35 protein-coding genes and 2 pseudogenes are annotated in these 18,400 nt (G+C 61.0%); 16 read left to right on the top strand and 21 right to left on the bottom strand.

Annotated elements, in window-relative coordinates; translation table 11 throughout:
* From Q7V20_RS23120 to Q7V20_RS23050, 15 genes and pseudogenes are all read right to left on the bottom strand, one after another.
* Window positions 1-382 (bottom strand): annotated as a pseudogene (locus Q7V20_RS23120) (hypothetical protein); the annotation flags it as partial.
* 99 nt (window positions 383-481) lie between these two features.
* Window positions 482-643, bottom strand: a complete 162-nt coding sequence (locus Q7V20_RS23115) for a hypothetical protein (protein ID WP_304796331.1) — start codon at window positions 641-643, stop codon at window positions 482-484.
* 92 nt (window positions 644-735) lie between these two features.
* Window positions 736-1,590 carry a hypothetical protein gene (locus Q7V20_RS23110; protein WP_304796328.1) on the bottom strand — a complete coding sequence of 285 codons (855 nt, stop codon included), beginning with the start codon at window positions 1,588-1,590 and terminating at the stop codon, window positions 736-738.
* The gene (locus Q7V20_RS23105) at window positions 1,587-1,826 is read right to left on the bottom strand and encodes a hypothetical protein (RefSeq protein ID WP_304796326.1); all 240 of its coding nucleotides are present in this window, start codon (window positions 1,824-1,826) and stop codon (window positions 1,587-1,589) included. Before Q7V20_RS23105 ends, Q7V20_RS23110 begins: the two co-directional genes overlap by 4 nt.
* A complete protein-coding gene (locus Q7V20_RS23100) occupies window positions 1,823-2,443 on the bottom strand; it encodes a hypothetical protein (RefSeq protein WP_304796325.1) in 621 nt (206 codons plus the stop codon). Before Q7V20_RS23100 ends, Q7V20_RS23105 begins: the two co-directional genes overlap by 4 nt.
* A gap of 196 nt (window positions 2,444-2,639) precedes the next feature.
* Window positions 2,640-3,272: a hypothetical protein gene (locus Q7V20_RS23095; protein ID WP_304796322.1), complete on the bottom strand. Its 633-nt coding sequence runs from the start codon at window positions 3,270-3,272 to the stop codon at window positions 2,640-2,642.
* Window positions 3,269-3,712: an HNH endonuclease gene (locus tag Q7V20_RS23090; protein ID WP_304796320.1), complete on the bottom strand. Its 444-nt coding sequence runs from the start codon at window positions 3,710-3,712 to the stop codon at window positions 3,269-3,271. Before Q7V20_RS23090 ends, Q7V20_RS23095 begins: the two co-directional genes overlap by 4 nt.
* Window positions 3,709-3,969, bottom strand: a complete 261-nt coding sequence (locus Q7V20_RS23085; protein ID WP_304796317.1) for a hypothetical protein — start codon at window positions 3,967-3,969, stop codon at window positions 3,709-3,711. The genes Q7V20_RS23090 and Q7V20_RS23085 overlap by 4 nt, the downstream gene beginning before the upstream one ends.
* Window positions 3,956-4,216 (bottom strand): hypothetical protein, encoded by a 261-nt coding sequence (locus Q7V20_RS23080; RefSeq protein ID WP_304796315.1) that lies wholly within the window; start codon window positions 4,214-4,216, stop codon window positions 3,956-3,958. Before Q7V20_RS23080 ends, Q7V20_RS23085 begins: the two co-directional genes overlap by 14 nt.
* Window positions 4,216-4,608, bottom strand: a complete 393-nt coding sequence (locus tag Q7V20_RS23075) for a hypothetical protein (protein WP_304796312.1) — start codon at window positions 4,606-4,608, stop codon at window positions 4,216-4,218. Before Q7V20_RS23075 ends, Q7V20_RS23080 begins: the two co-directional genes overlap by 1 nt.
* Entirely contained in the window at window positions 4,601-5,089 is a 489-nt protein-coding gene (locus tag Q7V20_RS23070; protein WP_304796310.1) for a helix-turn-helix domain-containing protein, read from the bottom strand. Before Q7V20_RS23070 ends, Q7V20_RS23075 begins: the two co-directional genes overlap by 8 nt.
* A gap of 47 nt (window positions 5,090-5,136) precedes the next feature.
* Window positions 5,137-5,508: a hypothetical protein gene (locus tag Q7V20_RS23065; RefSeq protein ID WP_304796308.1), complete on the bottom strand. Its 372-nt coding sequence runs from the start codon at window positions 5,506-5,508 to the stop codon at window positions 5,137-5,139.
* 80 nt (window positions 5,509-5,588) lie between these two features.
* The gene (locus Q7V20_RS23060) at window positions 5,589-6,245 is read right to left on the bottom strand and encodes a hypothetical protein (protein ID WP_304796305.1); all 657 of its coding nucleotides are present in this window, start codon (window positions 6,243-6,245) and stop codon (window positions 5,589-5,591) included.
* Window positions 6,242-6,841 (bottom strand): hypothetical protein, encoded by a 600-nt coding sequence (locus Q7V20_RS23055; RefSeq protein WP_304796303.1) that lies wholly within the window; start codon window positions 6,839-6,841, stop codon window positions 6,242-6,244. Before Q7V20_RS23055 ends, Q7V20_RS23060 begins: the two co-directional genes overlap by 4 nt.
* Before the next feature lie 331 nt (window positions 6,842-7,172).
* Window positions 7,173-7,577 (bottom strand): hypothetical protein, encoded by a 405-nt coding sequence (locus Q7V20_RS23050; protein ID WP_304796301.1) that lies wholly within the window; start codon window positions 7,575-7,577, stop codon window positions 7,173-7,175.
* 217 nt (window positions 7,578-7,794) lie between these two features.
* Here Q7V20_RS23050 and Q7V20_RS23045 point away from each other — a divergent pair, with 217 nt between their 5' ends.
* Entirely contained in the window at window positions 7,795-8,025 is a 231-nt protein-coding gene (locus Q7V20_RS23045; protein WP_304796299.1) for a hypothetical protein, read from the top strand.
* Window positions 8,026-8,057: 32 nt separating this feature from the next.
* Here the strand turns inward: Q7V20_RS23045 and Q7V20_RS23040 are convergent, their stop codons facing one another.
* Window positions 8,058-8,387, bottom strand: coding sequence for a hypothetical protein (locus tag Q7V20_RS23040; RefSeq protein WP_304796297.1), 330 nt, complete (start codon window positions 8,385-8,387; stop codon window positions 8,058-8,060).
* A gap of 161 nt (window positions 8,388-8,548) precedes the next feature.
* Here Q7V20_RS23040 and Q7V20_RS23035 point away from each other — a divergent pair, with 161 nt between their 5' ends.
* The gene (locus Q7V20_RS23035; RefSeq protein ID WP_304796296.1) at window positions 8,549-8,785 is read left to right on the top strand and encodes a hypothetical protein; all 237 of its coding nucleotides are present in this window, start codon (window positions 8,549-8,551) and stop codon (window positions 8,783-8,785) included.
* 536 nt (window positions 8,786-9,321) lie between these two features.
* Here the strand turns inward: Q7V20_RS23035 and Q7V20_RS23030 are convergent.
* Window positions 9,322-9,699: a hypothetical protein gene (locus Q7V20_RS23030; RefSeq protein WP_304796294.1), complete on the bottom strand. Its 378-nt coding sequence runs from the start codon at window positions 9,697-9,699 to the stop codon at window positions 9,322-9,324.
* Window positions 9,696-9,887 carry a hypothetical protein gene (locus Q7V20_RS23025; RefSeq protein ID WP_304796292.1) on the bottom strand — a complete coding sequence of 64 codons (192 nt, stop codon included), beginning with the start codon at window positions 9,885-9,887 and terminating at the stop codon, window positions 9,696-9,698. The genes Q7V20_RS23030 and Q7V20_RS23025 overlap by 4 nt, the downstream gene beginning before the upstream one ends.
* Here Q7V20_RS23025 and Q7V20_RS23020 point away from each other — a divergent pair.
* Window positions 9,868-10,167 (top strand): ABC transporter C-terminal domain-containing protein, encoded by a 300-nt coding sequence (locus Q7V20_RS23020; protein WP_304796290.1) that lies wholly within the window; start codon window positions 9,868-9,870, stop codon window positions 10,165-10,167. The genes Q7V20_RS23025 and Q7V20_RS23020 overlap by 20 nt on opposite strands.
* 115 nt (window positions 10,168-10,282) lie before the next feature.
* Here Q7V20_RS23020 and Q7V20_RS24425 read toward each other — a convergent pair.
* A pseudogene (locus tag Q7V20_RS24425) lies at window positions 10,283-10,420 on the bottom strand (helix-turn-helix transcriptional regulator); the annotation flags it as partial.
* Between Q7V20_RS24425 and Q7V20_RS23015 the strand changes: the two are divergent.
* Complete coding sequence (locus Q7V20_RS23015; RefSeq protein WP_304796288.1) at window positions 10,419-10,838, top strand: helix-turn-helix domain-containing protein; 420 nt, start codon at window positions 10,419-10,421, stop codon at window positions 10,836-10,838. The pseudogene Q7V20_RS24425 and the gene Q7V20_RS23015 sit on opposite strands and share 2 nt — an antisense overlap.
* 241 nt (window positions 10,839-11,079) lie before the next feature.
* On the opposite strand, the gene Q7V20_RS23010 is transcribed toward Q7V20_RS23015, so the two are convergent.
* Complete coding sequence (locus Q7V20_RS23010) at window positions 11,080-11,409, bottom strand: hypothetical protein (RefSeq protein ID WP_304796286.1); 330 nt, start codon at window positions 11,407-11,409, stop codon at window positions 11,080-11,082.
* Window positions 11,410-11,715: 306 nt separating this feature from the next.
* Here Q7V20_RS23010 and Q7V20_RS23005 point away from each other — a divergent pair, with 306 nt between their 5' ends.
* The 11 genes from Q7V20_RS23005 to Q7V20_RS22955 all read left to right on the top strand — a co-directional run bounded on the left by Q7V20_RS23005 (window position 11,716) and on the right by Q7V20_RS22955 (window position 16,478).
* Entirely contained in the window at window positions 11,716-11,931 is a 216-nt protein-coding gene (locus Q7V20_RS23005) for a hypothetical protein (protein ID WP_304796285.1), read from the top strand.
* Window positions 11,928-12,155 carry a hypothetical protein gene (locus Q7V20_RS23000; protein WP_304796283.1) on the top strand — a complete coding sequence of 76 codons (228 nt, stop codon included), beginning with the start codon at window positions 11,928-11,930 and terminating at the stop codon, window positions 12,153-12,155. Before Q7V20_RS23005 ends, Q7V20_RS23000 begins: the two co-directional genes overlap by 4 nt.
* Complete coding sequence (locus Q7V20_RS22995; protein ID WP_304796282.1) at window positions 12,152-12,355, top strand: hypothetical protein; 204 nt, start codon at window positions 12,152-12,154, stop codon at window positions 12,353-12,355. The genes Q7V20_RS23000 and Q7V20_RS22995 overlap by 4 nt, the downstream gene beginning before the upstream one ends.
* Window positions 12,352-12,744, top strand: a complete 393-nt coding sequence (locus Q7V20_RS22990) for a hypothetical protein (protein ID WP_304796280.1) — start codon at window positions 12,352-12,354, stop codon at window positions 12,742-12,744. Before Q7V20_RS22995 ends, Q7V20_RS22990 begins: the two co-directional genes overlap by 4 nt.
* Entirely contained in the window at window positions 12,741-12,983 is a 243-nt protein-coding gene (locus Q7V20_RS22985) for a hypothetical protein (protein WP_304796278.1), read from the top strand. The genes Q7V20_RS22990 and Q7V20_RS22985 overlap by 4 nt, the downstream gene beginning before the upstream one ends.
* A gap of 21 nt (window positions 12,984-13,004) precedes the next feature.
* Entirely contained in the window at window positions 13,005-13,412 is a 408-nt protein-coding gene (locus tag Q7V20_RS22980; RefSeq protein ID WP_304796276.1) for a hypothetical protein, read from the top strand.
* A 24-nt stretch (window positions 13,413-13,436) separates the two neighbouring features.
* A complete protein-coding gene (locus tag Q7V20_RS22975) occupies window positions 13,437-14,414 on the top strand; it encodes a DUF2303 family protein (protein WP_304796274.1) in 978 nt (325 codons plus the stop codon).
* Window positions 14,415-14,501: 87 nt separating this feature from the next.
* On the top strand, window positions 14,502-14,732 hold the full coding sequence (locus tag Q7V20_RS22970; protein WP_304796273.1) for a hypothetical protein: 231 nt from the start codon (window positions 14,502-14,504) through the stop codon (window positions 14,730-14,732).
* A 56-nt stretch (window positions 14,733-14,788) separates the two neighbouring features.
* Window positions 14,789-15,874, top strand: a complete 1,086-nt coding sequence (locus Q7V20_RS22965) for a phage Gp37/Gp68 family protein (protein WP_304796271.1) — start codon at window positions 14,789-14,791, stop codon at window positions 15,872-15,874.
* The gene (locus tag Q7V20_RS22960) at window positions 15,871-16,206 is read left to right on the top strand and encodes a hypothetical protein (protein WP_304796269.1); all 336 of its coding nucleotides are present in this window, start codon (window positions 15,871-15,873) and stop codon (window positions 16,204-16,206) included. Before Q7V20_RS22965 ends, Q7V20_RS22960 begins: the two co-directional genes overlap by 4 nt.
* Window positions 16,203-16,478: a hypothetical protein gene (locus Q7V20_RS22955; RefSeq protein ID WP_304796268.1), complete on the top strand. Its 276-nt coding sequence runs from the start codon at window positions 16,203-16,205 to the stop codon at window positions 16,476-16,478. Before Q7V20_RS22960 ends, Q7V20_RS22955 begins: the two co-directional genes overlap by 4 nt.
* Before the next feature lie 2 nt (window positions 16,479-16,480).
* Here the strand turns inward: Q7V20_RS22955 and Q7V20_RS22950 are convergent, their stop codons facing one another.
* On the bottom strand, window positions 16,481-16,747 hold the full coding sequence (locus tag Q7V20_RS22950; RefSeq protein ID WP_304796266.1) for a hypothetical protein: 267 nt from the start codon (window positions 16,745-16,747) through the stop codon (window positions 16,481-16,483).
* A gap of 48 nt (window positions 16,748-16,795) precedes the next feature.
* Here Q7V20_RS22950 and Q7V20_RS22945 point away from each other — a divergent pair.
* Window positions 16,796-18,400 (top strand): DNA cytosine methyltransferase (locus tag Q7V20_RS22945; protein WP_304796264.1); only part of this gene is annotated, 1,605 nt, incomplete at its 3' end.

The following is an 18,400-nucleotide window of genomic DNA, read 5'->3' as shown; positions in this document are numbered from 1 at the left end:
CAAGCCGCGCGTTGTCGGCCGGAATGATCGACTGGACAATGCCTTCATAGGCAAGGCTACGAGACAGTAGCCGCTCAAAGCCCGACTGTGCCCTTGGCCCACCGCCTTCCTCAACCTTCAGATAATGCCGCGACCCAACCAATGGTCGCTCTTGCACCGCAGCTTCTGGCCTGTTCGCTTGCGCCTTGACCACCATGAAGGCGTTCTGTGTGAAACGTGTGGGCCTATCGAAGACGACCTTCATTCGATCTTGGATATGCTCCAGCACATCGGTTGCGGTGTCATTCAACGCCCAAGCCACAGCGATACCAACGTCACGACTGGCCAGCGCCTGCAAAGCAGAGGTGAAGGCAGATGTGTCGAGACGAAGCCCTGTGCTCACCTCACTACCCCACCTTCAAATGCAAACTGCGCCTCAGCTTGGGGGCTGGGCGCAGATGTAGATCATAACAATGGTTATGCGACCGGATGACTTAAGCTGTCAAGGGGGTTTGTGGTCGCCATCCAACCATAACATCGGCGAGGGAATCGGCGCGTTGAGCGAGATGTCGCGCTGGATGTCCATCTCAGCAGCCTCTTGTGTCTTGCGCCACCCAGCCACGCCAAACGGAAACCAGAAGCGGATGAACCAAAAGACTGTCACGCGGCGCTCTGCGATGCACATCCGCTCTGGCCAGCAGGTATAGCCGTTGCACCGCTCTACGATGGCCCATCGTATACGATATTCCCGCGCCATCACTTCTTCCCCATGATAAGCATACTGACCGGCTGATCGCCATAATGCGCGCCAACGATGCCAGATCTGCACACCGGGCCGATCATTCGATCCAACGCAGCAGCGACGGCTGCTGTTGCGGCCTTCACCGTGTCGCCCTTCACAGCCCATCCATGCGCGCGCAGCACCGTCGCCATGTCCTGATCTTGCAAGCATACCGCATCGACCAATGCGCGGTCTGCGATGTTGCGGCGGAGCGCTTCACCGCGTTTGCTTGGGCGGATGCGGCGGATGGCGAGGCCTGCGCCGGGGCCAATGCGCTTGTGCAGAAGGTCAAGGCGGCGCGACATATCCAGCCGGTGATCGGTGAAGCCTTCGCGCGACCCACCACCACCTGACCGCATCGCCTCCATGCTGCTGCACCGCACAGCACCTGCCAGCAGATCCTCGGTCAGGGTGCGATAAGCGCGGGCCATGCCGATCTGACTGTCTGTCAGGGCAAGGCAGCCACCCTTGCGGGCCGACTGTGCCGCCATCAGGTCGAACACATCCAGGCGCTTCATGGTTTTGCGGCCCGCGTAGCCAGCAGGGGCGAGATGAGTCTCATTCTCGCCCTTGGGATAGCTGGCAAGGTAATCGAGCGTCCGCACCGGGCCGCGCGCCGGGGCCATCGGGATGGCGTCTCCACAGGTATCCGGCACGGCACCTGCCGCCCTGACCAATGCGATGCGTTCTGGCTCGGACATTGCGTCGAAGGCAGCCGCCCGCAGATTGGCACCTGTCAGGCCCGCCCGCTGCAATGTGGCGCGATCCTCTGGGTGTAGGGCATCCAGCGCCGAGGCTTGAACGATCTGTGACAGTCGGTCGAGACTCATGCCACCACCTCTGGCACCGGGCCGATGCTGACCATGATCGGCGGATGTGCCTGACCGTGCAATGTGACATAGATCGGGGCACCTTCGGCCAGCGCCGCCAATTCGGTGGGTGTTGGCTGCCAGCTGCTCGTCATCACCAGAACGCCGCCGATTTCGCCATTGCGCCGCGGCAGGCCGAGATAACCCTGCGACTTCCCAATCACCCGCGTGCATCCCTCAATCGCATTGATCATCATGCCGCCACCCCATCCTGTTTCTTGTTCTCTGCCGCCCGTTTGGCCTGCCCCTGATCGACGAAATCCCGCGCCATCTGCTGATCGGACAGGTAGCCTTCATGCCACTGCCGATCCGGCTCTGATGCCGTGCCGCGCGCCACCCAATCAGCCACGTTTGTCAGGTGCCGGTTATCCTCGCGCGCCTGATTGCGAATCTCGGACAGATCGAACTGCGTCGGCGGGCGCTTGTGCTGACGCAGGAAGCGGAACAGTTGCACCAGCCAGCCGCCCGCTTCGGCCTTCGGCCCCTCAATCGACGACAGCCAAGAGGTGACCAAGCGGTGCAGCCGGAACGGGCGAATCTGCAACCCGTGCCCCCAAGCGATGATCAGTACCGCAGCTGGCCAGTGGCCCTGCCCCGGCCCCGGCAAGGTCGCCTGCCGCAGCACGGCATCGCATAGGGTGCGCAGGTTCTCAGCACTCATGTGATCCAGATCGCGCACCAGCAAGGCGAGGGCATCTTTCTGCGCGCGCTCGGACAGCCCACGCGGGCGTTTCAACCCGGCATCGTTCAGGGGCTGGATCAACAGATCACGCACCGCCTGGTTGCCCGCTTCGTCGTCATCGTGATCGCTCATATCTGCCCCTTTCCCTTTTCTCAGCAATGCGACTTATCCACAGGCTTGCCCTTGGGTTTTCGCGTTTTTTGTATTCTCAGGTCTTATCTATTCTTTTCTCTTCTCTTCTACGCAGGACTGTATTTTCCGTCGCAGGACTGTCCTGTACTGTCCAAATCCGTCTTTTTGACAGATTGGGACAGATTTGGGACAGATTTCAATCAGCCATGAACCAGCCCACTTTCCGAGCGTGAACAATAACTTGCAGGTAAGCCTTAATAGTACGGCTGCCCTGCCAGTTGTCTTTCAGCCAATCATCCATGCGCTTGATCAGGATACCGTCTGCGGTGACCTCTTCATTCAAGCCCGCGTTCTTCAAACCATCCACCAGCCGCTCAAACCGCTTGCGCTCGGCCTGTGCTTCCTTCGACAGAGCGCGCACCTCGCGGCGTTCCAGCACGTCTTGCAGGCTTTCGGTGACAACGCGGTGCATCAGGCGGATTTCACCGTCCGAGGTGCAACGATGCCAGTTGCGCAAAGGTCCACGGTCGCCAAGGGCGCGCAAGCCCGAGAAATATGGGATCGACAGGCGCAGGTGGTGGGCAAGTTCTTCATCATCATCGGGCAGGGTGCCGATGGGGCTTTGCGAGGTGGAGATATCGAACAAAGCGCGCGCGATGCCCTGCACCTCATAGCTGCACTTCGCCGGGGCCGAAGAACTCAGCCAGCGCGATGGCACCCATTTGATAAACGCGAGTTCCGGCAACCGCTCGGTGCGCGGAATCGGATAGACCGGCAGATCATCCACCGCGACGGGTTGCAGATGGGATGGGCGCAGGGCGGCGGTCATGAGGCGCACCCGATCTTCTCAAAGTAAAACTTGATGGGCGCAGCATTGGCAGAAATTATCCCAAACCGCAGCGCCGCGCGAAAAAGCGACTTATCGCGCGCCAAGATTGACGCCGCGTGGCCAAGCAGCGCCCTCCATTCTTCAAGGCTGTACCCGCCCTTGTGCAGATTGCAGCCGATGCAGGCAGGCATCATGTTTGACACGACATTGTTCTCAGGGTGCATCTGCTTGCGCTCAGCCATTGGCAGTTGGTTGCCCCACGGGTCACGGTCCACCCGCGTGATCGGCTTCACATGATCGGCGTGCATCTTATCCAGATCGCCGCCGCAGTAGGCGCACTTGCCCCCAAATTTTGCGCGCAAGGCATCCTTTTGCCTCTTGGATCCGGTCCAGATTTCCGACCCGACCAATAAGGAAAGCTGCGATGGTGAGGCAGTCATTTTTGGCCACCTTCAATCAACTTCTCATCGCCGCGTGGGCTCACCGGGCTGGGCATACCGTCGAGGCTGCGGGCGGCGGTGATGTAAAGCCGCACCCCGTTGAATATCTGCTTTGCCAGCGCGGCCCGCGCCAACCCATCCGCAGGGCTGATATTGTGATCGCGCAAATCCTGCAAATCAGTGGCAAGGCCATCAATGATCGCGCGCAGGCCAAGAATGTCGGAAATCGGCGTAGCCGCATAATCACGCTCTGCCATGGGCGTTGCTCCTATCGTACATTTGACGGTAAGCCAGACCGCTGATTGCCTCGGCCAGCGCCCTGACCTGACTGGCCAAGCGATCATCCCGCGCCGCCGCCATTCCACCGGTGACGCCGAAATTGCGCTCGCAGTAGTAGCAGACCGGCGCGATGGTCATGCGCGCTGGATTGTCCCATTGCGGCGGGCCAAGCCTGTCGCAAATCACGCAATGAAATGGCGCGGCCTTGGCGGGATAGATCGCCATTATACACCCCCAGCCTGGTCAAACCGATCCGCCAGCCACAGCGATTGCGCATGGCTGATGTAGCGGCGCGCGGCATTGGTGCGGGCGCGAACAGCCGCGTCATGGCGTTCATATTTGCCCATCCGCCACGCCAGCAGTGGCAGCGCCATGCGGTGGCCCCAAGCGCGCATCTCGGCGGTCGACGCCCGCTCACAGGCGCCGCAGCAATACATTTGCCAAACCCGCGACGGATCAAACCGCGCGCCGCAGCTGGGGTTGAAACACAAGCCAGTAACGTGCAGCGGGCTTGCCCCCAGTTCCGCCGCCGCATAGCTGCCAAAGCGCTCGGGCAGAATATGCCGTACCACGCCGTATGCGAGGCCGGGTTGCGGGGTGGTAGCAGCGCTAAGCATCTGCCACCGCCTTACGCCGCGCCGCAATCGCCCGTCGCATCGCCACCGATTTCATGCCGCACAAAACAGTGGCGTGATTGCGCCCCATCGCCTGCCCAATCTTGGCGGAGCTGTGCCCCTCCTCATGCGCCCGCATGTAAACCTCTTGCCGCGCGACCGTGACTTCCCGCACCTGCGCGCGCCCCAGAATGACCGTCACTTCAATGCCAAACTCGACCGAAACTTCGGATACGATCTGCGCAATCGGCACCGCAGGTTGCAGCTTTTCGCCGCGCTCTGTGATCGCAGCCCGCCGCAACTGACGCTCCACCGCGCGCCGCGCCACCTCGCGCTGCATCCGCTTCATGTGCCGCCGCTTGGCTCCCGTCAGTTCAGCTTCCAAGGTACGCACACGCAGCGACAATCCCTGCACAACGCCGTTTAGCGCCTGCACTGTCAGACCCAGACGGGCGACCAAGCGGGCCAAGTCTTCATTGGACATCCGAAGCGCCTGCGTGCCATCGGTGCCTATTGAACGATCAAACCCCATTACGCCGCCTGCCGATCTGCAGCCTGTGATTCCGCCTGCTTCATCGCAGCCAGAACTGCCCGCGCATCCTTCGCAGATCGCGCCTGCATCGCAGCGGCAAGGGTGCGCTCTTGGAACTCGGCAAGCGTCATAAGCGGACGCCACCCGCCACGCGCACGCGGCGGCAGGGCCAAACCCGCAGCCGCTACACCGATAGAGGCCTCGACACTGTCAAACAGCTTGGCAATCTCATGGCAGGCCACCCCCGCCCGCCATAAAGCCTCAAACAACGGCCCGCACAACTTTGACCGCCCGGTCGGGCGCGCGGGCAAGCCGAGCGCACGGGCGCGCAGCCGGATGGTTTCATAGCTGCAACCGGCCAGCGCTTTCACAGTGCGGCGCGTCAGTTCTGTACCCGGCCACAAAACCCGCACCCGCGCATCTGACAACCGCAGATCGCTCCGCCCCGCCATCACCGCACCGCCGCGCGCGGGCCGACAGCGGCCTTGATCGCCTCAAGCCGCTTGAGGAAGTCACCCGCCTTGCCGCGATGATCATTGAACTCGCGCAGCTTGGTCAGCGTGTCAGCTTGGGATGCCTGCACCGCCGCTGCAATCACAGCCATATCCTCTTGCCATTGCTTCAAATCGGCTTCCAGCAGCCCTATCGCATCATTGCCGCCATCCGGCCCGAACATATCTTCGCGAACCTGTGCGACCCAGCCAAACATCACGCCGCCGCCAATCACCTCAGCCACGGTCAAATCGGTGTCCGTCCCGCGATAGCAGCCGCGCGCGGTGTCATAACTGGATTCGAGCATCGCCACGATCTGGCGCTTTTGTTCGCGTGTCGGGCTGCGCAATGGCTGCACATTGTCTGTCATGGGCTTTACCTCTGATTTCTTAGCTACACAGGCAGGGCAGCGGATCCGCCTCCCCACTTCCCAGCCCCGCGCAACAAGCGCCTTGTTGACCATCCCCGGCTCTTTCAGGGTCAGGTATCGTGCCTTGGCAGCACCGCCATGCCCCGTGTCGTGAATCGCATTAAGGGTTATTTCGGCGGCGCAGGTGTCGCAGGCGCACAGCGCCAGACAGGTGTTGCCCACCCCTTTGATCGCGCTGATACTCAAAACAGATCCCCCGTTAGACTGGCATCTGACCGGCTCAGCATGTGTAGCTGCGTCTCGCCCACCTGCTTGCGCCGGTCCCAGACAAACCACGCATTCAGCATCGGCGGCGCACCGGCCCCGGTGAAATCAATGCGCCATCGCATCAGATAGACGCGGGCGGGCGGATGCTTGGCCCATAGCGCAGCACGGCTTTCGGCACCGGGCCAGCCCATCGGCAGCAGCAGCGCCATGTAATCCAGATCCAGCACTTCAAAGGCGTGCCGTATCCAATCCCCTGTGTTGCACTCATTAAACGGTGGGTTGGTGATTGCCTGACGAGATGGTGCCGCGTTGAAATCATAGAACGACTGGATTTGCGCATCGCAGCCCCTGTCGATCAGATCCGACGCATAGACGTGATAACCCGCCTTGCGCATTTCATGCACCATCGCGCCGTCACCCGCAGCAGGTTCCCAGATTGGCAGGCTGTGGTCCAGATATGGGGCCTCAACCCGCAACAGCCCCCGGATCGGTTCGGGAGGCGTTGGGTAGAAATCATCAACCTCGCGCGGGCTTTCCGCCTGATACACAGCCTCTCCGTTGATCAGATCAGACATCACTGGGCGGGCCACATTGCCCGTCGCGCGAAACAGCCCTCGTGCGCTCCGGCTCATAGCTTGCTCCCGAAAAAAGCAGGCAACTGACCGAAGCCAGCCGCCCGCAGGTCCAACAGAGGGAGGTGGGGGCCACACATGCGGCCCGCCACGGCCCCCCGGTATGGCGTCCAGGGAAAAAGATGCAAAACCCCGGCCAGTGTAAAAAGGGCACGGGCTGGCAGGCCCGCACCAGTGAACCGAAGGCAGGCGGCGAAGCCCAAACTCCCGGCGCGCGCGAGAGCAGTAAACACCGCACGCTGAACCCCATGAAACCCTGTGCGGGAAAGCACGATCATGCCGCACCCCCGCCAGTCAACTGCGCCACCAGATTGCTGGCCGACAGCAACGCGTCATGCGCCTCCTTAAGCGCCAAAGCCCTGCTGCCGTGACCCGAGGCGAACTCCATCGCCGCCTCCATCGCCGCCGCCATCGCCTCGCCCGATTCTGCCGCCATCCGCCCCACGCTGTGCATCAGGTTTTGATCCGCTACGGCCTTGGGCGTCGTTTGGGCAAACCATTCGCGGCAGGAATAATCCAACAGCGCATCTTCCAGCGCCATGATTTCCACCAGCGGCCAATCCAGATAACCCGCCTGCCGCTTGCTGATCGAGCCTTTGGACACTGGCGCACCCAAATCCGCGCCGATCAACATCGCCGCCGCATCGACACCACCCGCCTTGCGGATCAGATTGACCATGAAGGCGCGGATGATGGCTTGCCGATCAGACATGGGAAAACCCCCGAGGGGAAAGTTTCCCACATGGCCGAGTTGTCCACATATGCACAGGCTTATGCGGCGCTTGACAGGAATAGAATCGCACCGCAGCCTTGGCATCTTTAGTAACCGATGGTTGCGGCAGAGGGTCGGAAGCCCCCTGCCGCGCATAGCCATCCCCACACATGGAGAAACGAAGATGGCCATCTTGGTCCACCACATCACCGGGGTGAAAATGAATGAGATTTCGATACATCGCACCAGCCTTGACAAAGACGAGATTGAAACCGCGCGCTTGCTCGAAGCCGAAGGAATGCACCGGCACAGCGTTGCGGCGATGTTGGGTATCAATATGGGGCGTATAACCGAGGCCCTTGGACCGCACCCCGATCCGACCAAGGGCGGACAGATGGACATGTTTGGCCCCTGAGTCCGCCGTCAAATCCGAGGGCAAGGGGGGCATCATTCAGCCACCCCATCAAGCCCAAACATCAACCGCCCCAAACCGTCATTCAGGACGTCAACCAAATCTTGCCCAAAGCTCAGCGGTTCCACTCGCATCAAACGATAGCATGAAACGCCGCCGCAACCCTGCGACCAATCCCAAACCGCCGCTGCCTCGGATGAGGCATAAGCCGTCGTCACGGTCAGAAAGCGTTCCGGCAGCGCGTGAAAGCCATCATGGGCCAAACCTGCCACCATGATGCGCTGACCGATCAACGCCGCAGGCAGCCCTCGCCCGTCATGCGGCAGCCATTCCGTCCACTCGATCAGGAAAGCGTCGGCGGGCATTTTGACTTTTTCGTAACCCTGATGTGGCCCTAACCCCACTTGGCGAACAGCTACAGCATGCATCACAAAGCCCCCCCCAATCCTGCAAACGCGGGCCGGGGTTGCCAAACCTCAGCCCGGTCGCCACCATCGGAGCCGCAAAAACACCCAAAGGACACCAAATGGCTGAAATGAAAAAACCTTACATGCCGGTGATCACAACCGAAGTTCACCCCACCCCGCACTTGAATATCGGGCTGGTAATCACCGCTGCCGCCAATGGTTGGGCCATGGGTCGGGCATATGATCACCCCGAAGAACTGCTCAACTTCACCTTCACCCTGCAGCGGACGGAGGTTCTTCAGTTGATTGATGCGCTGCAACGGGACGTTCAAGAAAGGCCTCAATCCAGCCATTGATGAAATCTGAGCCAAGCGTCTTGGTATCATCCCCAACAGGTTCATAAGTATATTGGAACCAATGCGAGTCGTTGCCGTCAGCACACTCATTCCGCCAACTCGGGAATTTGCCGTTCTCAAAGATATGCCGCAGCAATTTGGACGCGAGCGCGCGCGGCATAACGATTTGGTCGGGGTCGCGGTCAAGCTTGCGTAGCATGGAATTTCCTCTGTTTTTGAAAAGTGGACCAAACCCACGGAAACCTTGTTTCCTTGGCGCGCGGATAGGCCCGTGCGAGGGATGGGCACACGCCGAACCCAACCCAAGGATGCCGAGAATGCCAAAGCCATCATGCCGCGTCCTCTTTGGATTGCAGGCCGAGATTGCAAAACCCCGGCCTGCGCTTCACCATCGGGGTTGCAAGACCGACCGATGGAAAAGGAAACACCGCTATGCCCGCATTCACATTCCGCACGGCCCATGGACTTTGGAGCATCAGACAGCGCCCGGATGGTCGCTGGGTGCCATGGTTCAACGATGAGGCGCTTGCCAGCTATCATTCGCCAGCCCTCGCACTTGATGATTTGCTCAACAACGCGGCACCCGGCGCGTTTGACGCCGCTGGCGCACCCATCGACACATCGGCAATCGGGTTGCCCGAGGAATTGTCAGGCTGGTATAAGCACCCCTGACACCGCGCACGGCGCGGCGGGTTGGCCTGAAACTCGGCGTAGGTTTCCAGCACATGCACCATCTCGGCGCGGGGCAGCTTCAAACGCACGACACTGCCATCGGCCAGATCGAACGACAGGTTTACAGAGCCGCAGCAGCCGCAAATCGCAGACGTTCCCCGCCACGTCGCAGGCACAAACACAGCCTTGCGGCGCTTTGTGCGGCGCGGAAAGATCAGGGATATCAATGCAGACAACATCATGCCGCGTCCTCCTTGGAGGGCAGGAAGGCGCTAGCCTCAATGCGGGTTTCGATTGTTTGACCTTCGCAGGATACGATCCGCGTCAGCGTGAAGCTGCGATTGTAAAAGACAGAAACAACCGCGCCCAATACGCTGGCAATGTCAGAATCAACCTCAGGGATAGACCGCATGATTTCGGTATCAGACATTATCAAACTCCTCGACCAACTGCCGATCTGGAAAACGATCAAAGCCCTGCCCCCGCGCATCGAGGCGCTGGAAAACCGTATTGCCGCGCTGGAAGGCAAAGCCGCGATGCCCGCTCCGGCCAAGTTCACACCGGGAGAACCCTGCCCCGCCTGTGGCGCGCACGCCCTGCGAAGAACAAGTGCTGTGAAATCCAAGGGGCCGTTCGGCGTGCTTGGCAGGAAAGACAAAATTTGGACCTGCGGTGCGTGCAAAGCCGAGGACCATCGCGAAGGGATTTAAGCGCCGAGCCAAAGCCATCATGCCGCATCCTCTTTGGGGGTCTGGGGACAGCTTCCAGATCGGCCTCGGGCACCCAAGACGTCGCAGGCACCGCGCCCGCCGTGGCACGTTCGATCCGCACAGCAAGGTCAAGACTTGGCTGAACGCCACCACTTTCGAGCTTAGAAATTGTGGCCTGCGTAGACCCGACCAGCCGCGCAAATTCACTTTGCCGCAGTCCCTCACGCAAACGATATGATTGGAGATGTTCCATGTCCGCACTTATGCCCATAGTGAATATTCACGTCAAGCATGATTATTCACAGGGCGGTTTGGACGCCGCACAGTGCTTGGCGCATAATCGAAACATGAACATAGAGAACCTTCGCCGCCTGCGCGGCCTAAACCAAACCGACCTTGCGGAAATGGCGCAGCTTTCGCAGCCTGCTATCTCACGAGCAGAAAAGGGCGACGATGGCGTCACCCTGAGAAACTACCGCAAGATTTCTGCTGCGCTTAACGTTCCGTTGTCCGACCTATTTCAAGAGAACCGCACGCGCAGCGAGAATGAGTTGCTTGAGATGTACAGGCAGCTTCCGGCAGAGCGCCAAGGTCTTTGGCTTGAGATGTCTCGGACCTTTGCGAAAGATCATTCTGTGCCCAACGCAGAAACGCGTCGAACTGGTCGTTAGTCATAGATTTTATGTTAGAAACAAACTCATATTCCATTGTATCCCCCCGGATGCAATTAGAACTTAGCGCGAACAGGTGATACAAGTCCAGCCCGGCACAGGTAGGCCACAAAGGTAGTTATCCACAGGATGGCATACCATCTATAGTTTTGATGTGATTCGAAAACAACATGTAGGCCAAATCGCCTCGCTTAAGAAACAGCCGACAAGTCAAAAACTTGTCGGCCAGTCGCTTCGGATCTTACTTACAGCCCTTGGCCAGCGCCTGACGGTCGATAGCTTGAATTTTGCCTTTTGCAACGGCAATCACAGTCTCTTGGTCATTGCCTGACATGCTTGACAGCGGCAAGCCAAGCAACAGCACACCAACAGCATCCCCAGAGGCTGCATCTTTTTGCTTCGCGCTGGCCTGGTCCAGGCCTTGCTGAATTGTCAGCTTGTCAGCGCGAAGTTGAGCGCAGGAATGTCGTGAATACGCGTCCCCACCGACTTCGACCGCGGCGATGTTTTCCGGGGCCTTAGCACACGACACGACAGCCAGTAAGGCCGCCGACACAAGTAACCACTTCATACTTAGCTCCTAATTTCTGATCACAACGCTGTGATTTTAGACATTGGTCAGATGTTGGATAGCCAAGAATTTGTCTGTCCACAGCTATTTAGCAGTATTCCACAACTATGAGGCGTGCACGCTAAACCGCCACACCCGGCGTAATCAATGATTATGCCAAACCTCCATATACACGATCTAGCGGCTACAATCGGTGTTGCGATTCGCTGCCGTCTATGCGGCCTATTCACAATGGGCATTTATATGCTTGACGCGAATATTCATTAAGCGCATAAACCGTCCCATCATCCCTTGATGGAGGCCCCCATGCTCAACCCCGCAGCCCTTCGCCATCCGACCCCGCGCATGTTGACCGATGCGCTGTATGTGGCGACCTCGCCCGAGCAGTGCCACGATCAGCCCGCCCTGCGCGCCTTTGCATGGGCCGTCCTGAAAGCCGCACGCGGCCAGCGCTTCAACCAAATCCGCATCCGTCACCTGCAAGATACCCTGCGCCCCGCCCAGATCGGCGGTGCGGCATGATCGGCTTTCCGCTGCAACTGCCGCTTGAGGCAACCGCAGATCGCAACTTCTATCTGGCCGAAATCTCTTGCGACACATTGATCGCAGGCACCGCTGTCTGTGACCGCGACTGCTTCGTCCAGTTCAAAATCGACGTGACGCCACAAGAGGCGGTCGCACTGGCGACTTGGCTGAAAGATCGCGGGGCTGCTGCCGAGGCACGGCTGGACGGGACACGGACATGATCGACCTCACCCCGCCGCAAGCCCTGATCAACCGCGCCGCCCACCGGGCCGAGATGCGCGCCCGCTGGGAGATAACCCGCAGCATCACCGCTGCCGTGATCCTCGTCGCCCTCGCCATCGGCGGTTATGCCATGCTGTTGCACGTCACCGCCGCGCTGCCCGCCCTGCTGGCCGAAGCTGCCGCGCGGAGTGCCGGATGATGGATCAGATCAGCCTCGCCCTGCCGTCGCATGGGGTGACACAACCTATCACCCTCACCCCCGATCCGGTCAGCATGACACCAACGGACGATATCGCCGCTTGGGCCGATGCCCACCAGCGCGCCTACTTAATCAACTTTTACACCGCCACCGAAGACAAGCCTCTGGACGCGCTGGCCGATGCCATCCGTGCTGTCTGCCAAAAGGGCTTTGGCGTCTGGATGGAACCGCCCGCAGGCAACCCGGCCAAGTCGATCCGCCCCGGCACCCACCTGATCGAGATTGCCCTGTTCGGCGTCACAGGCTCCGGCCTGACCCTGCTGGAAGCCGCCAACAGCTGGCGCATCGCCGCCCGCCGCGTGCTGGAAGATGGCGAGAGCATGTCATGATCGCACCCCAAGGCCCGCACAAACACACCGCCCAAGCGATGCGCCAAGACAGCGCCGAGATCACGCCCGAGCAGATCGAAGACGCCCGCAAGCTGGTGGCGAAATACACCCCTCTGCCGGATTTGCGCCGTCCACAGACAACCCCGTTCAAGGCCTTCATCACGGCGTCAAACGCCCTGATGCGCGCCATCGCCTTCATCTGTCTGGCTGCCCTGCTGCTGGGCTGGATCACATCTTAACCCCGAAAGGCACCGCACCCAATGTCTGCCCTGCCCCGCCCAATCCTCACGCCGAAAGGAAGCCATATGGCCGATCCACTTCCCCTGCTGCGCACCGCAGACCAGATCCTTGCCCAATTCGACAATGGGCAATTCCTGCATGATTTCTTGCTGGAACATCAGGAACTGGTGGTTGCCATGCACACCCACCAGATGGCCCACGGCGGCAAAGCCAAGGGCAAGGTGGTGATCACCCTCGATTACATCCTTGGCAAACAACTGACCATCACCGCCGAGGCCGAGGCGAAGTTCACCAAGCCTAAAACCCCGAAAGCCGCCGCCACCCTGTGGACCACCGCAGACGGCGACCTCACCCCGCAGAACCCGCAGCAGCCCAGCCTGCCCGGTATCCGCGATGTCACCCCCACCGCGCAAGCCATGCGCACCTGATCACCCCATCTGAAAGGTAAACCGATGGACACCACCACCCCCGAAAACGTCGCCCAGACCGTGGCGAAGCTGCTGGCGGAAACCGCCGACACCACGTTGATTGAAACCCCGCCCGATCTGACGGGCGGGCCACTGCTGCTTTCCGTGCCGAAAGACCGCAAGGTCGAAGATCACAGCGAAGCGGTGCGCAAGCTGCTGGATCGCATCCAACCCTTTGCCCGCAAAGGCACCGCCACCATGACCTCGCTGCAAAGCGTGATCGACTGGGCCAATCGCTTCAAAGGGGCCGAGTCGGTGCTTTACGCCAGCAACGCCGAGAACAAGCCCAAGATCACCTGCATCGCGGATTACCATCAGCAGGGCGCACCCGCGATTGGCAGCGATGGCGAAAGCACCGCGCGCCACGGCCAGCACCGCGCCACCTATGCCTTCCCGCTGTCGCCCAAATGGCTGGCATGGATGGCAATGTCCGGTCAGGCAATGTCGGGCGTCGATATGGGCGCGTTTCTGGAAGACAACATCCTTGACGTGATCGATCCGCCAACCTCGCTGACCTCACCCGGAATCGCCGGGGCAGAGGCAAGCGAAAGCGACATGCGCTTGATCGACATTGCCCGCCGTCTGGATGGCACCTTCGGCAATGGCGCGCAGTTGCTGGGCATGGCGAAGTCATTCACCGTGAACGAAACCGCCGATTACACTGTCGCGCACAACTCCACGACCGGCGAAGCGACCATCCAAACCAAATCAGAACACATCGACGGCAGCGGCCAGCCGATCCGCGTGCCAAAGCTGTTCCTCATCGCCATCCCGGTCTTTGAGAACGGCCCGCCCTACCGCCTGCCGGTGCGCTTCCAATACCGCAAGGCTGGCCCCACGGTGAAATTCTTCCTCACCATCCACGACCCGCAACACGCCAAGGATCACGCCTTCACCGAGGCCACGACCTTTGCGGCCACCGAAACTGAACTGCCGCTGTTCCTCGGCACGCCCGAGGTCTGACCAACCATTTTGCCCAACCGGGCAACATGATGTGACCCCGCGCGCGGTCGGACACCACCGCGCACCCACTTCAAGAAAGCAAACACCATGACTGATCGAGTTGATAGCGCTTCCGATGATCGCACCGCCAACAACGCCGTGCGCCATACTTACCGTGTTCTGACCGATGCTGAGAAACAGCAAATGGTCGATCTGAAAGACCAAGGTGCCGCGTTCATCGCCAAATGCAATGAAATCGGCAAAAGCCGTGAACTCTCTCTGGCTATCACAAACGCCGAGCAGGCCGTCATGTGGGCCGTCAAACACGTCACCGCCTGACCCTTCGGTGCCCTGCCCGTCCGGGCAGGCATCCCAAGCGCCAGAGAGGAAAACCAATGGCTGACAAATCCCTGATCGAATGGACCGACGCGACGCGGAATCCGATCACCGGTTGCACACTGGTCGATGATGGCTGCCGCCACTGCTACGCCGCCCACCTGATCACCAGCTGGCACGCGATCGGCGACCACCCCAGCCGCAAGGGCCTCGCCCGAAAGAACGCGGCGGGCGAAAGCAAGTTCACCGGCGAGGTGCGGTTCAACGAGGGATGGCTTGACCACCCTCTGCGCTGGAAGAAACCCCGCAGGATCTTCGTCTGCGCCCACGGCGATCTGTTTCACCCCAATGTGCCAGATGAATGGATCGACAAGGTTTTCGCCGTGATGGTGCTGGCCCCGCAGCATACGTTTCAGGTGCTGACGAAGCGGCCTGAGCGGGCGCGGGAGTATTTGAGCGCGCTGCACTGCGGTGACGGCTTCCGTCCATACATTCGCCGCCCCGGATGGGAGGCGAATGACCGTCGTGATGGCGACAAATTATTTCTGCTCGCTGAAGGCCAATCGTGGCCACTGCGCAACGTCTGGCTAGGCACCTCGATCAGCGACCAAGCCAGCGCCGATCTGCGCATCCCCCACCTGCTGGCCTGCCCCGCCGCCATCCGCTTCATTAGCGCAGAGCCGCTGCTGGGCGAAGTTGACCTTGAACAGGCATGGCACGGCGAAAACGCGCTGGACTCGGAATGCTGGGGCGAATGTGCTTGGTGTGAGAAGGGCTACCCAGCGCTGCACAATTGCCAACGCGGCAAAGGCGATTGGAAACGGGATCGCAGCGGCCTCGACTGGGTAATCTGCGGCGGCGAGAGCGGCCCCCACGCCCGCCCGATGCACCCCGACTGGGCGCGATCCCTTCGCGATCAATGCGTGGCCGCAGGCGTGCCGTTCCTGTTCAAGCAGTGGGGCGAGTGGGCACCCGATGATCACTTCACCCACTTCCCCGACCCCGTGACATCTCGCGGGATGCACGAATGGTTTGAAGCCGACAATAGCACCGTCGAAAGCCATTCATGGCGCTACGGCAAAAAACGCGCAGGCCGCTTGCTGGATGGCGTGGAATGGTCGCAGTTTCCCGAGGTGGCAGCATGAGCACCTTTGGCATTCCCGACAATGCCGCTGGCATTCGCCTTGCGGTATTGCGCGCCGAAAAGGCTGGGGGTGAACGCCTTGATCTTTGCGAGACGATCATCTTTAGCGATGGCGCCAAAGCCTTGGACACCATCCTGCGCCGCGCGCAAATCTGCGGCTGGGTTGGCCGCTATGGTCAGGATGTAGGCGACGGCCACCACTTTGCCGATCTGATGCAAGAGAACGGCGACAGCCTAGATGTGCTGCCGATGTCGCGCGCGGCTTGGAACTACATCAAACGCAAAACCAAGGCGCGGCTGGATCCGGTTTACAAGATGGAGCGGTCAGCATGACCCCCGCACAGATCGCCCTCGCCCGCCATGCCCTCGGCCTGCCCAACAGCGACAACCGATCCTACCGCAACCGCTTCTGCGCCGGGAAGGGCCACTCCGATCACCCCAAATGGAACGCGCTGGTCTCCGCAGGGCTGGCCACCGTCACGCGACACGCAGGCGGGCTTGGCGGGCAAGACACGTTCCGCCTGACTCTGGCAGGCGCAAAGGCCGCGCTGGCAAAAGGCGAAAGCCTCTGCCCCGAAGACTTCCCCGAGGTGCAGCATGGCTGACCCTACCTACCAGACGCACTTGGCAGCACAGCTACGCTATCCGGCCAGCGCCGCCGAATGGCTTGCCGCAGCGCATCCAGCGCCGCCTCTCGCGTGGGCGCTTGCCCATGCTCTGACGGAAACGTCCAGGTGCCCCACCAATAGCGCGCGTCCATCATGCTGCCGCCATGCAGCGGATAAACCCGCCCCACCTGCTGCCCGAGGCGCAACACGACCCAGTCATCGCCCAGCACCGTCCCGCCGATCAAAGTTCTTTTCCGCGTCCACATCGGTAGAACATTGGGTGAACCAACCGCAACGTCAAGGGAGCGTCCTACATGCTTGATCTGGCCCCCATGATCATCGACAGCTTTGCAGGCGGCGGCGGTGCCAGCACTGGCATTGAACGCGCCTTAGGTCGCAGCCCCGACGTGGCAATCAACCACTCCACCGCCGCCCTCGCCCTGCATGCCGCCAACCACCCCGATACGCTGCACCTCGATAGCAACATCTGGGATGTAGATCCGCGCACCGTCGCGAAGGGCCGCAAGGTTGGGCTGCTGTGGGCCTCGCCCGACTGCAAGCATTTCAGCAAGGCCAAGGGCGGTGCGCCGCGTGACCGCAACGTGCGCGATCTGGCGTGGGTGGTGGTGCGGTGGGCCGAGCATGTGAAACCCGATGTGATCTGCATGGAGAACGTCGAAGAATTTCTGACATGGGGGCCAATCGACAACGAAGGCCAGCCGATCCGCGAGTTCGCGGGCCAGACCTTTGACGATTGGAAGCGCCGCCTGCGCCGTGCGGGTTACAAGGTTCAGCACCGCGAGCTGCGCGGATGCGACTATGGCGCCCCAACCATCCGCAAGCGGTTCTTTCTGGTGGCGCGCTGCGATGGCCGCGCCATCGTCTGGCCAAAGCCTACCCACGGCGACCCGAACAGCGCCGAGGTCAAGCGTGGCAAGCTGCTGCCATGGCGCACCGCCGCCGAGTGCATTGATTGGTCCATCGCCTGCCCGTCGATCTTCGACAGCAAGGATGAAGTTTTTGCAAAACACGGCCTGCGGTCGCAGCGACCCTTGGCCGACAACACCCTGTCCCGGATCGCACGCGGGATGAAGCGCTATGTGATCGAGGCAGATCGGCCATTCTTGGTCGAGGTCGGCTATGGCGAACGCCCCGGCCAAGCACCGCGCACCCAAGACATCGCCGCCCCGCTGGCAACGGTCGTGGCAGGCAGCGTCAAGCATGCGCTGATCGCGCCGAGCATCACCAGATTCAACGGCGGCGCAACCGGGCAGGATATGCGCGAACCGATGCCGACCGTCACGGCGAATAGCTGGATCAAAAAGCCAGGTGGTGCGGCCCCCCTCGGCCTACTGGCCCCGGCGCTGGCCACGTTCTACGGCCACAATGACGGGCGCGGTGTGCGCAGCGCTGATCTTGGCGCGCCCCTACGCACCGTCACCACCGAGAACCGCCACGCCCTGATCGCGCCTGTTCTGACCTATGCCCAGCACGGCGGCGCTGTGCGCGACATGGCCGATCCGATGCACACGATCACCGCCAGCCGCAAGGATCAGAACCAACTGATCGTGCCGCATCTGCTTTCGCTGAAAGGCACCCAGCGGCGGGAATTGCGAGTCGATGCGCCACACCCGACCGTTCTGGCAGGCGGCAATCACTCTGCCCTGATCGCCCCGCACATCATGACGATGCGCAACAGCCAAAAGCCGTTCAATGGCGCAAATGAGCCTGTCCATACCATCACCGCAGGCGGCGCTGGCCTGACCACCGTGGCTGGCTTCCTCGCCCAGCACAACGGCGGGCCCCGCATGGGGCAGCACGCGGGCCACGATCTGCGTGACCCCATGTCCACCATCGCAGCCACCGGATCGCAACAGATGCCAGTCGCCGCATGGTTCGCGAAATACTACGGCACCGGC

Source organism: Aquabacterium sp. (genome assembly GCF_030652515.1).
In the GTDB taxonomy this organism is placed as follows: domain Bacteria; phylum Pseudomonadota; class Gammaproteobacteria; order Burkholderiales; family Burkholderiaceae_C; genus Aquabacterium.
Note: the sequence above shows the minus strand (reverse complement) of the source record. Positions and strands in the feature narration are given on the sequence as shown.

Excerpts from the sequence above, each read along its gene's own strand:
- Q7V20_RS23055 (WP_304796303.1), bottom strand. The coding sequence starts at position 6,841 with ATGTCTGATCTGATCAACGGAGAGGCTGTGTATCAGGCGGAAAGCCCG.
- Q7V20_RS23020 (WP_304796290.1), top strand. The coding sequence starts at position 9,868 with ATGATTTCGGTATCAGACATTATCAAACTCCTCGACCAACTGCCGATC.
- Q7V20_RS22965 (WP_304796271.1), top strand. The coding sequence starts at position 14,789 with ATGGCTGACAAATCCCTGATCGAATGGACCGACGCGACGCGGAATCCG.
- Q7V20_RS22975 (WP_304796274.1), top strand. The coding sequence starts at position 13,437 with ATGGACACCACCACCCCCGAAAACGTCGCCCAGACCGTGGCGAAGCTG.
- Q7V20_RS22985 (WP_304796278.1), top strand. The coding sequence starts at position 12,741 with ATGATCGCACCCCAAGGCCCGCACAAACACACCGCCCAAGCGATGCGC.
- Q7V20_RS22970 (WP_304796273.1), top strand. The coding sequence starts at position 14,502 with ATGACTGATCGAGTTGATAGCGCTTCCGATGATCGCACCGCCAACAAC.
- Q7V20_RS23015 (WP_304796288.1), top strand. The coding sequence starts at position 10,419 with ATGTCCGCACTTATGCCCATAGTGAATATTCACGTCAAGCATGATTAT.
- Q7V20_RS23100 (WP_304796325.1), bottom strand. The coding sequence starts at position 2,443 with ATGAGCGATCACGATGACGACGAAGCGGGCAACCAGGCGGTGCGTGAT.
- Q7V20_RS23075 (WP_304796312.1), bottom strand. The coding sequence starts at position 4,608 with ATGCTTAGCGCTGCTACCACCCCGCAACCCGGCCTCGCATACGGCGTG.
- Q7V20_RS22990 (WP_304796280.1), top strand. The coding sequence starts at position 12,352 with ATGATGGATCAGATCAGCCTCGCCCTGCCGTCGCATGGGGTGACACAA.
- Q7V20_RS23050 (WP_304796301.1), bottom strand. The coding sequence starts at position 7,577 with ATGGTCAATCTGATCCGCAAGGCGGGTGGTGTCGATGCGGCGGCGATG.
- Q7V20_RS23090 (WP_304796320.1), bottom strand. The coding sequence starts at position 3,712 with ATGACTGCCTCACCATCGCAGCTTTCCTTATTGGTCGGGTCGGAAATC.
- Q7V20_RS23030 (WP_304796294.1), bottom strand. The coding sequence starts at position 9,699 with ATGATGTTGTCTGCATTGATATCCCTGATCTTTCCGCGCCGCACAAAG.
- Q7V20_RS22955 (WP_304796268.1), top strand. The coding sequence starts at position 16,203 with ATGACCCCCGCACAGATCGCCCTCGCCCGCCATGCCCTCGGCCTGCCC.
- Q7V20_RS22980 (WP_304796276.1), top strand. The coding sequence starts at position 13,005 with ATGTCTGCCCTGCCCCGCCCAATCCTCACGCCGAAAGGAAGCCATATG.
- Q7V20_RS23085 (WP_304796317.1), bottom strand. The coding sequence starts at position 3,969 with ATGGCAGAGCGTGATTATGCGGCTACGCCGATTTCCGACATTCTTGGC.
- Q7V20_RS23025 (WP_304796292.1), bottom strand. The coding sequence starts at position 9,887 with ATGTCTGATACCGAAATCATGCGGTCTATCCCTGAGGTTGATTCTGAC.
- Q7V20_RS23035 (WP_304796296.1), top strand. The coding sequence starts at position 8,549 with ATGGCTGAAATGAAAAAACCTTACATGCCGGTGATCACAACCGAAGTT.
- Q7V20_RS22950 (WP_304796266.1), bottom strand. The coding sequence starts at position 16,747 with ATGTGGACGCGGAAAAGAACTTTGATCGGCGGGACGGTGCTGGGCGAT.
- Q7V20_RS23070 (WP_304796310.1), bottom strand. The coding sequence starts at position 5,089 with ATGTCCAATGAAGACTTGGCCCGCTTGGTCGCCCGTCTGGGTCTGACA.
- Q7V20_RS22995 (WP_304796282.1), top strand. The coding sequence starts at position 12,152 with ATGATCGACCTCACCCCGCCGCAAGCCCTGATCAACCGCGCCGCCCAC.
- Q7V20_RS22960 (WP_304796269.1), top strand. The coding sequence starts at position 15,871 with ATGAGCACCTTTGGCATTCCCGACAATGCCGCTGGCATTCGCCTTGCG.
- Q7V20_RS23010 (WP_304796286.1), bottom strand. The coding sequence starts at position 11,409 with ATGAAGTGGTTACTTGTGTCGGCGGCCTTACTGGCTGTCGTGTCGTGT.
- Q7V20_RS23095 (WP_304796322.1), bottom strand. The coding sequence starts at position 3,272 with ATGACCGCCGCCCTGCGCCCATCCCATCTGCAACCCGTCGCGGTGGAT.
- Q7V20_RS23105 (WP_304796326.1), bottom strand. The coding sequence starts at position 1,826 with ATGATGATCAATGCGATTGAGGGATGCACGCGGGTGATTGGGAAGTCG.
- Q7V20_RS23005 (WP_304796285.1), top strand. The coding sequence starts at position 11,716 with ATGCTCAACCCCGCAGCCCTTCGCCATCCGACCCCGCGCATGTTGACC.
- Q7V20_RS23000 (WP_304796283.1), top strand. The coding sequence starts at position 11,928 with ATGATCGGCTTTCCGCTGCAACTGCCGCTTGAGGCAACCGCAGATCGC.
- Q7V20_RS23045 (WP_304796299.1), top strand. The coding sequence starts at position 7,795 with ATGGCCATCTTGGTCCACCACATCACCGGGGTGAAAATGAATGAGATT.
- Q7V20_RS23110 (WP_304796328.1), bottom strand. The coding sequence starts at position 1,590 with ATGAGTCTCGACCGACTGTCACAGATCGTTCAAGCCTCGGCGCTGGAT.
- Q7V20_RS23040 (WP_304796297.1), bottom strand. The coding sequence starts at position 8,387 with ATGCCCGCCGACGCTTTCCTGATCGAGTGGACGGAATGGCTGCCGCAT.
- Q7V20_RS23080 (WP_304796315.1), bottom strand. The coding sequence starts at position 4,216 with ATGGCGATCTATCCCGCCAAGGCCGCGCCATTTCATTGCGTGATTTGC.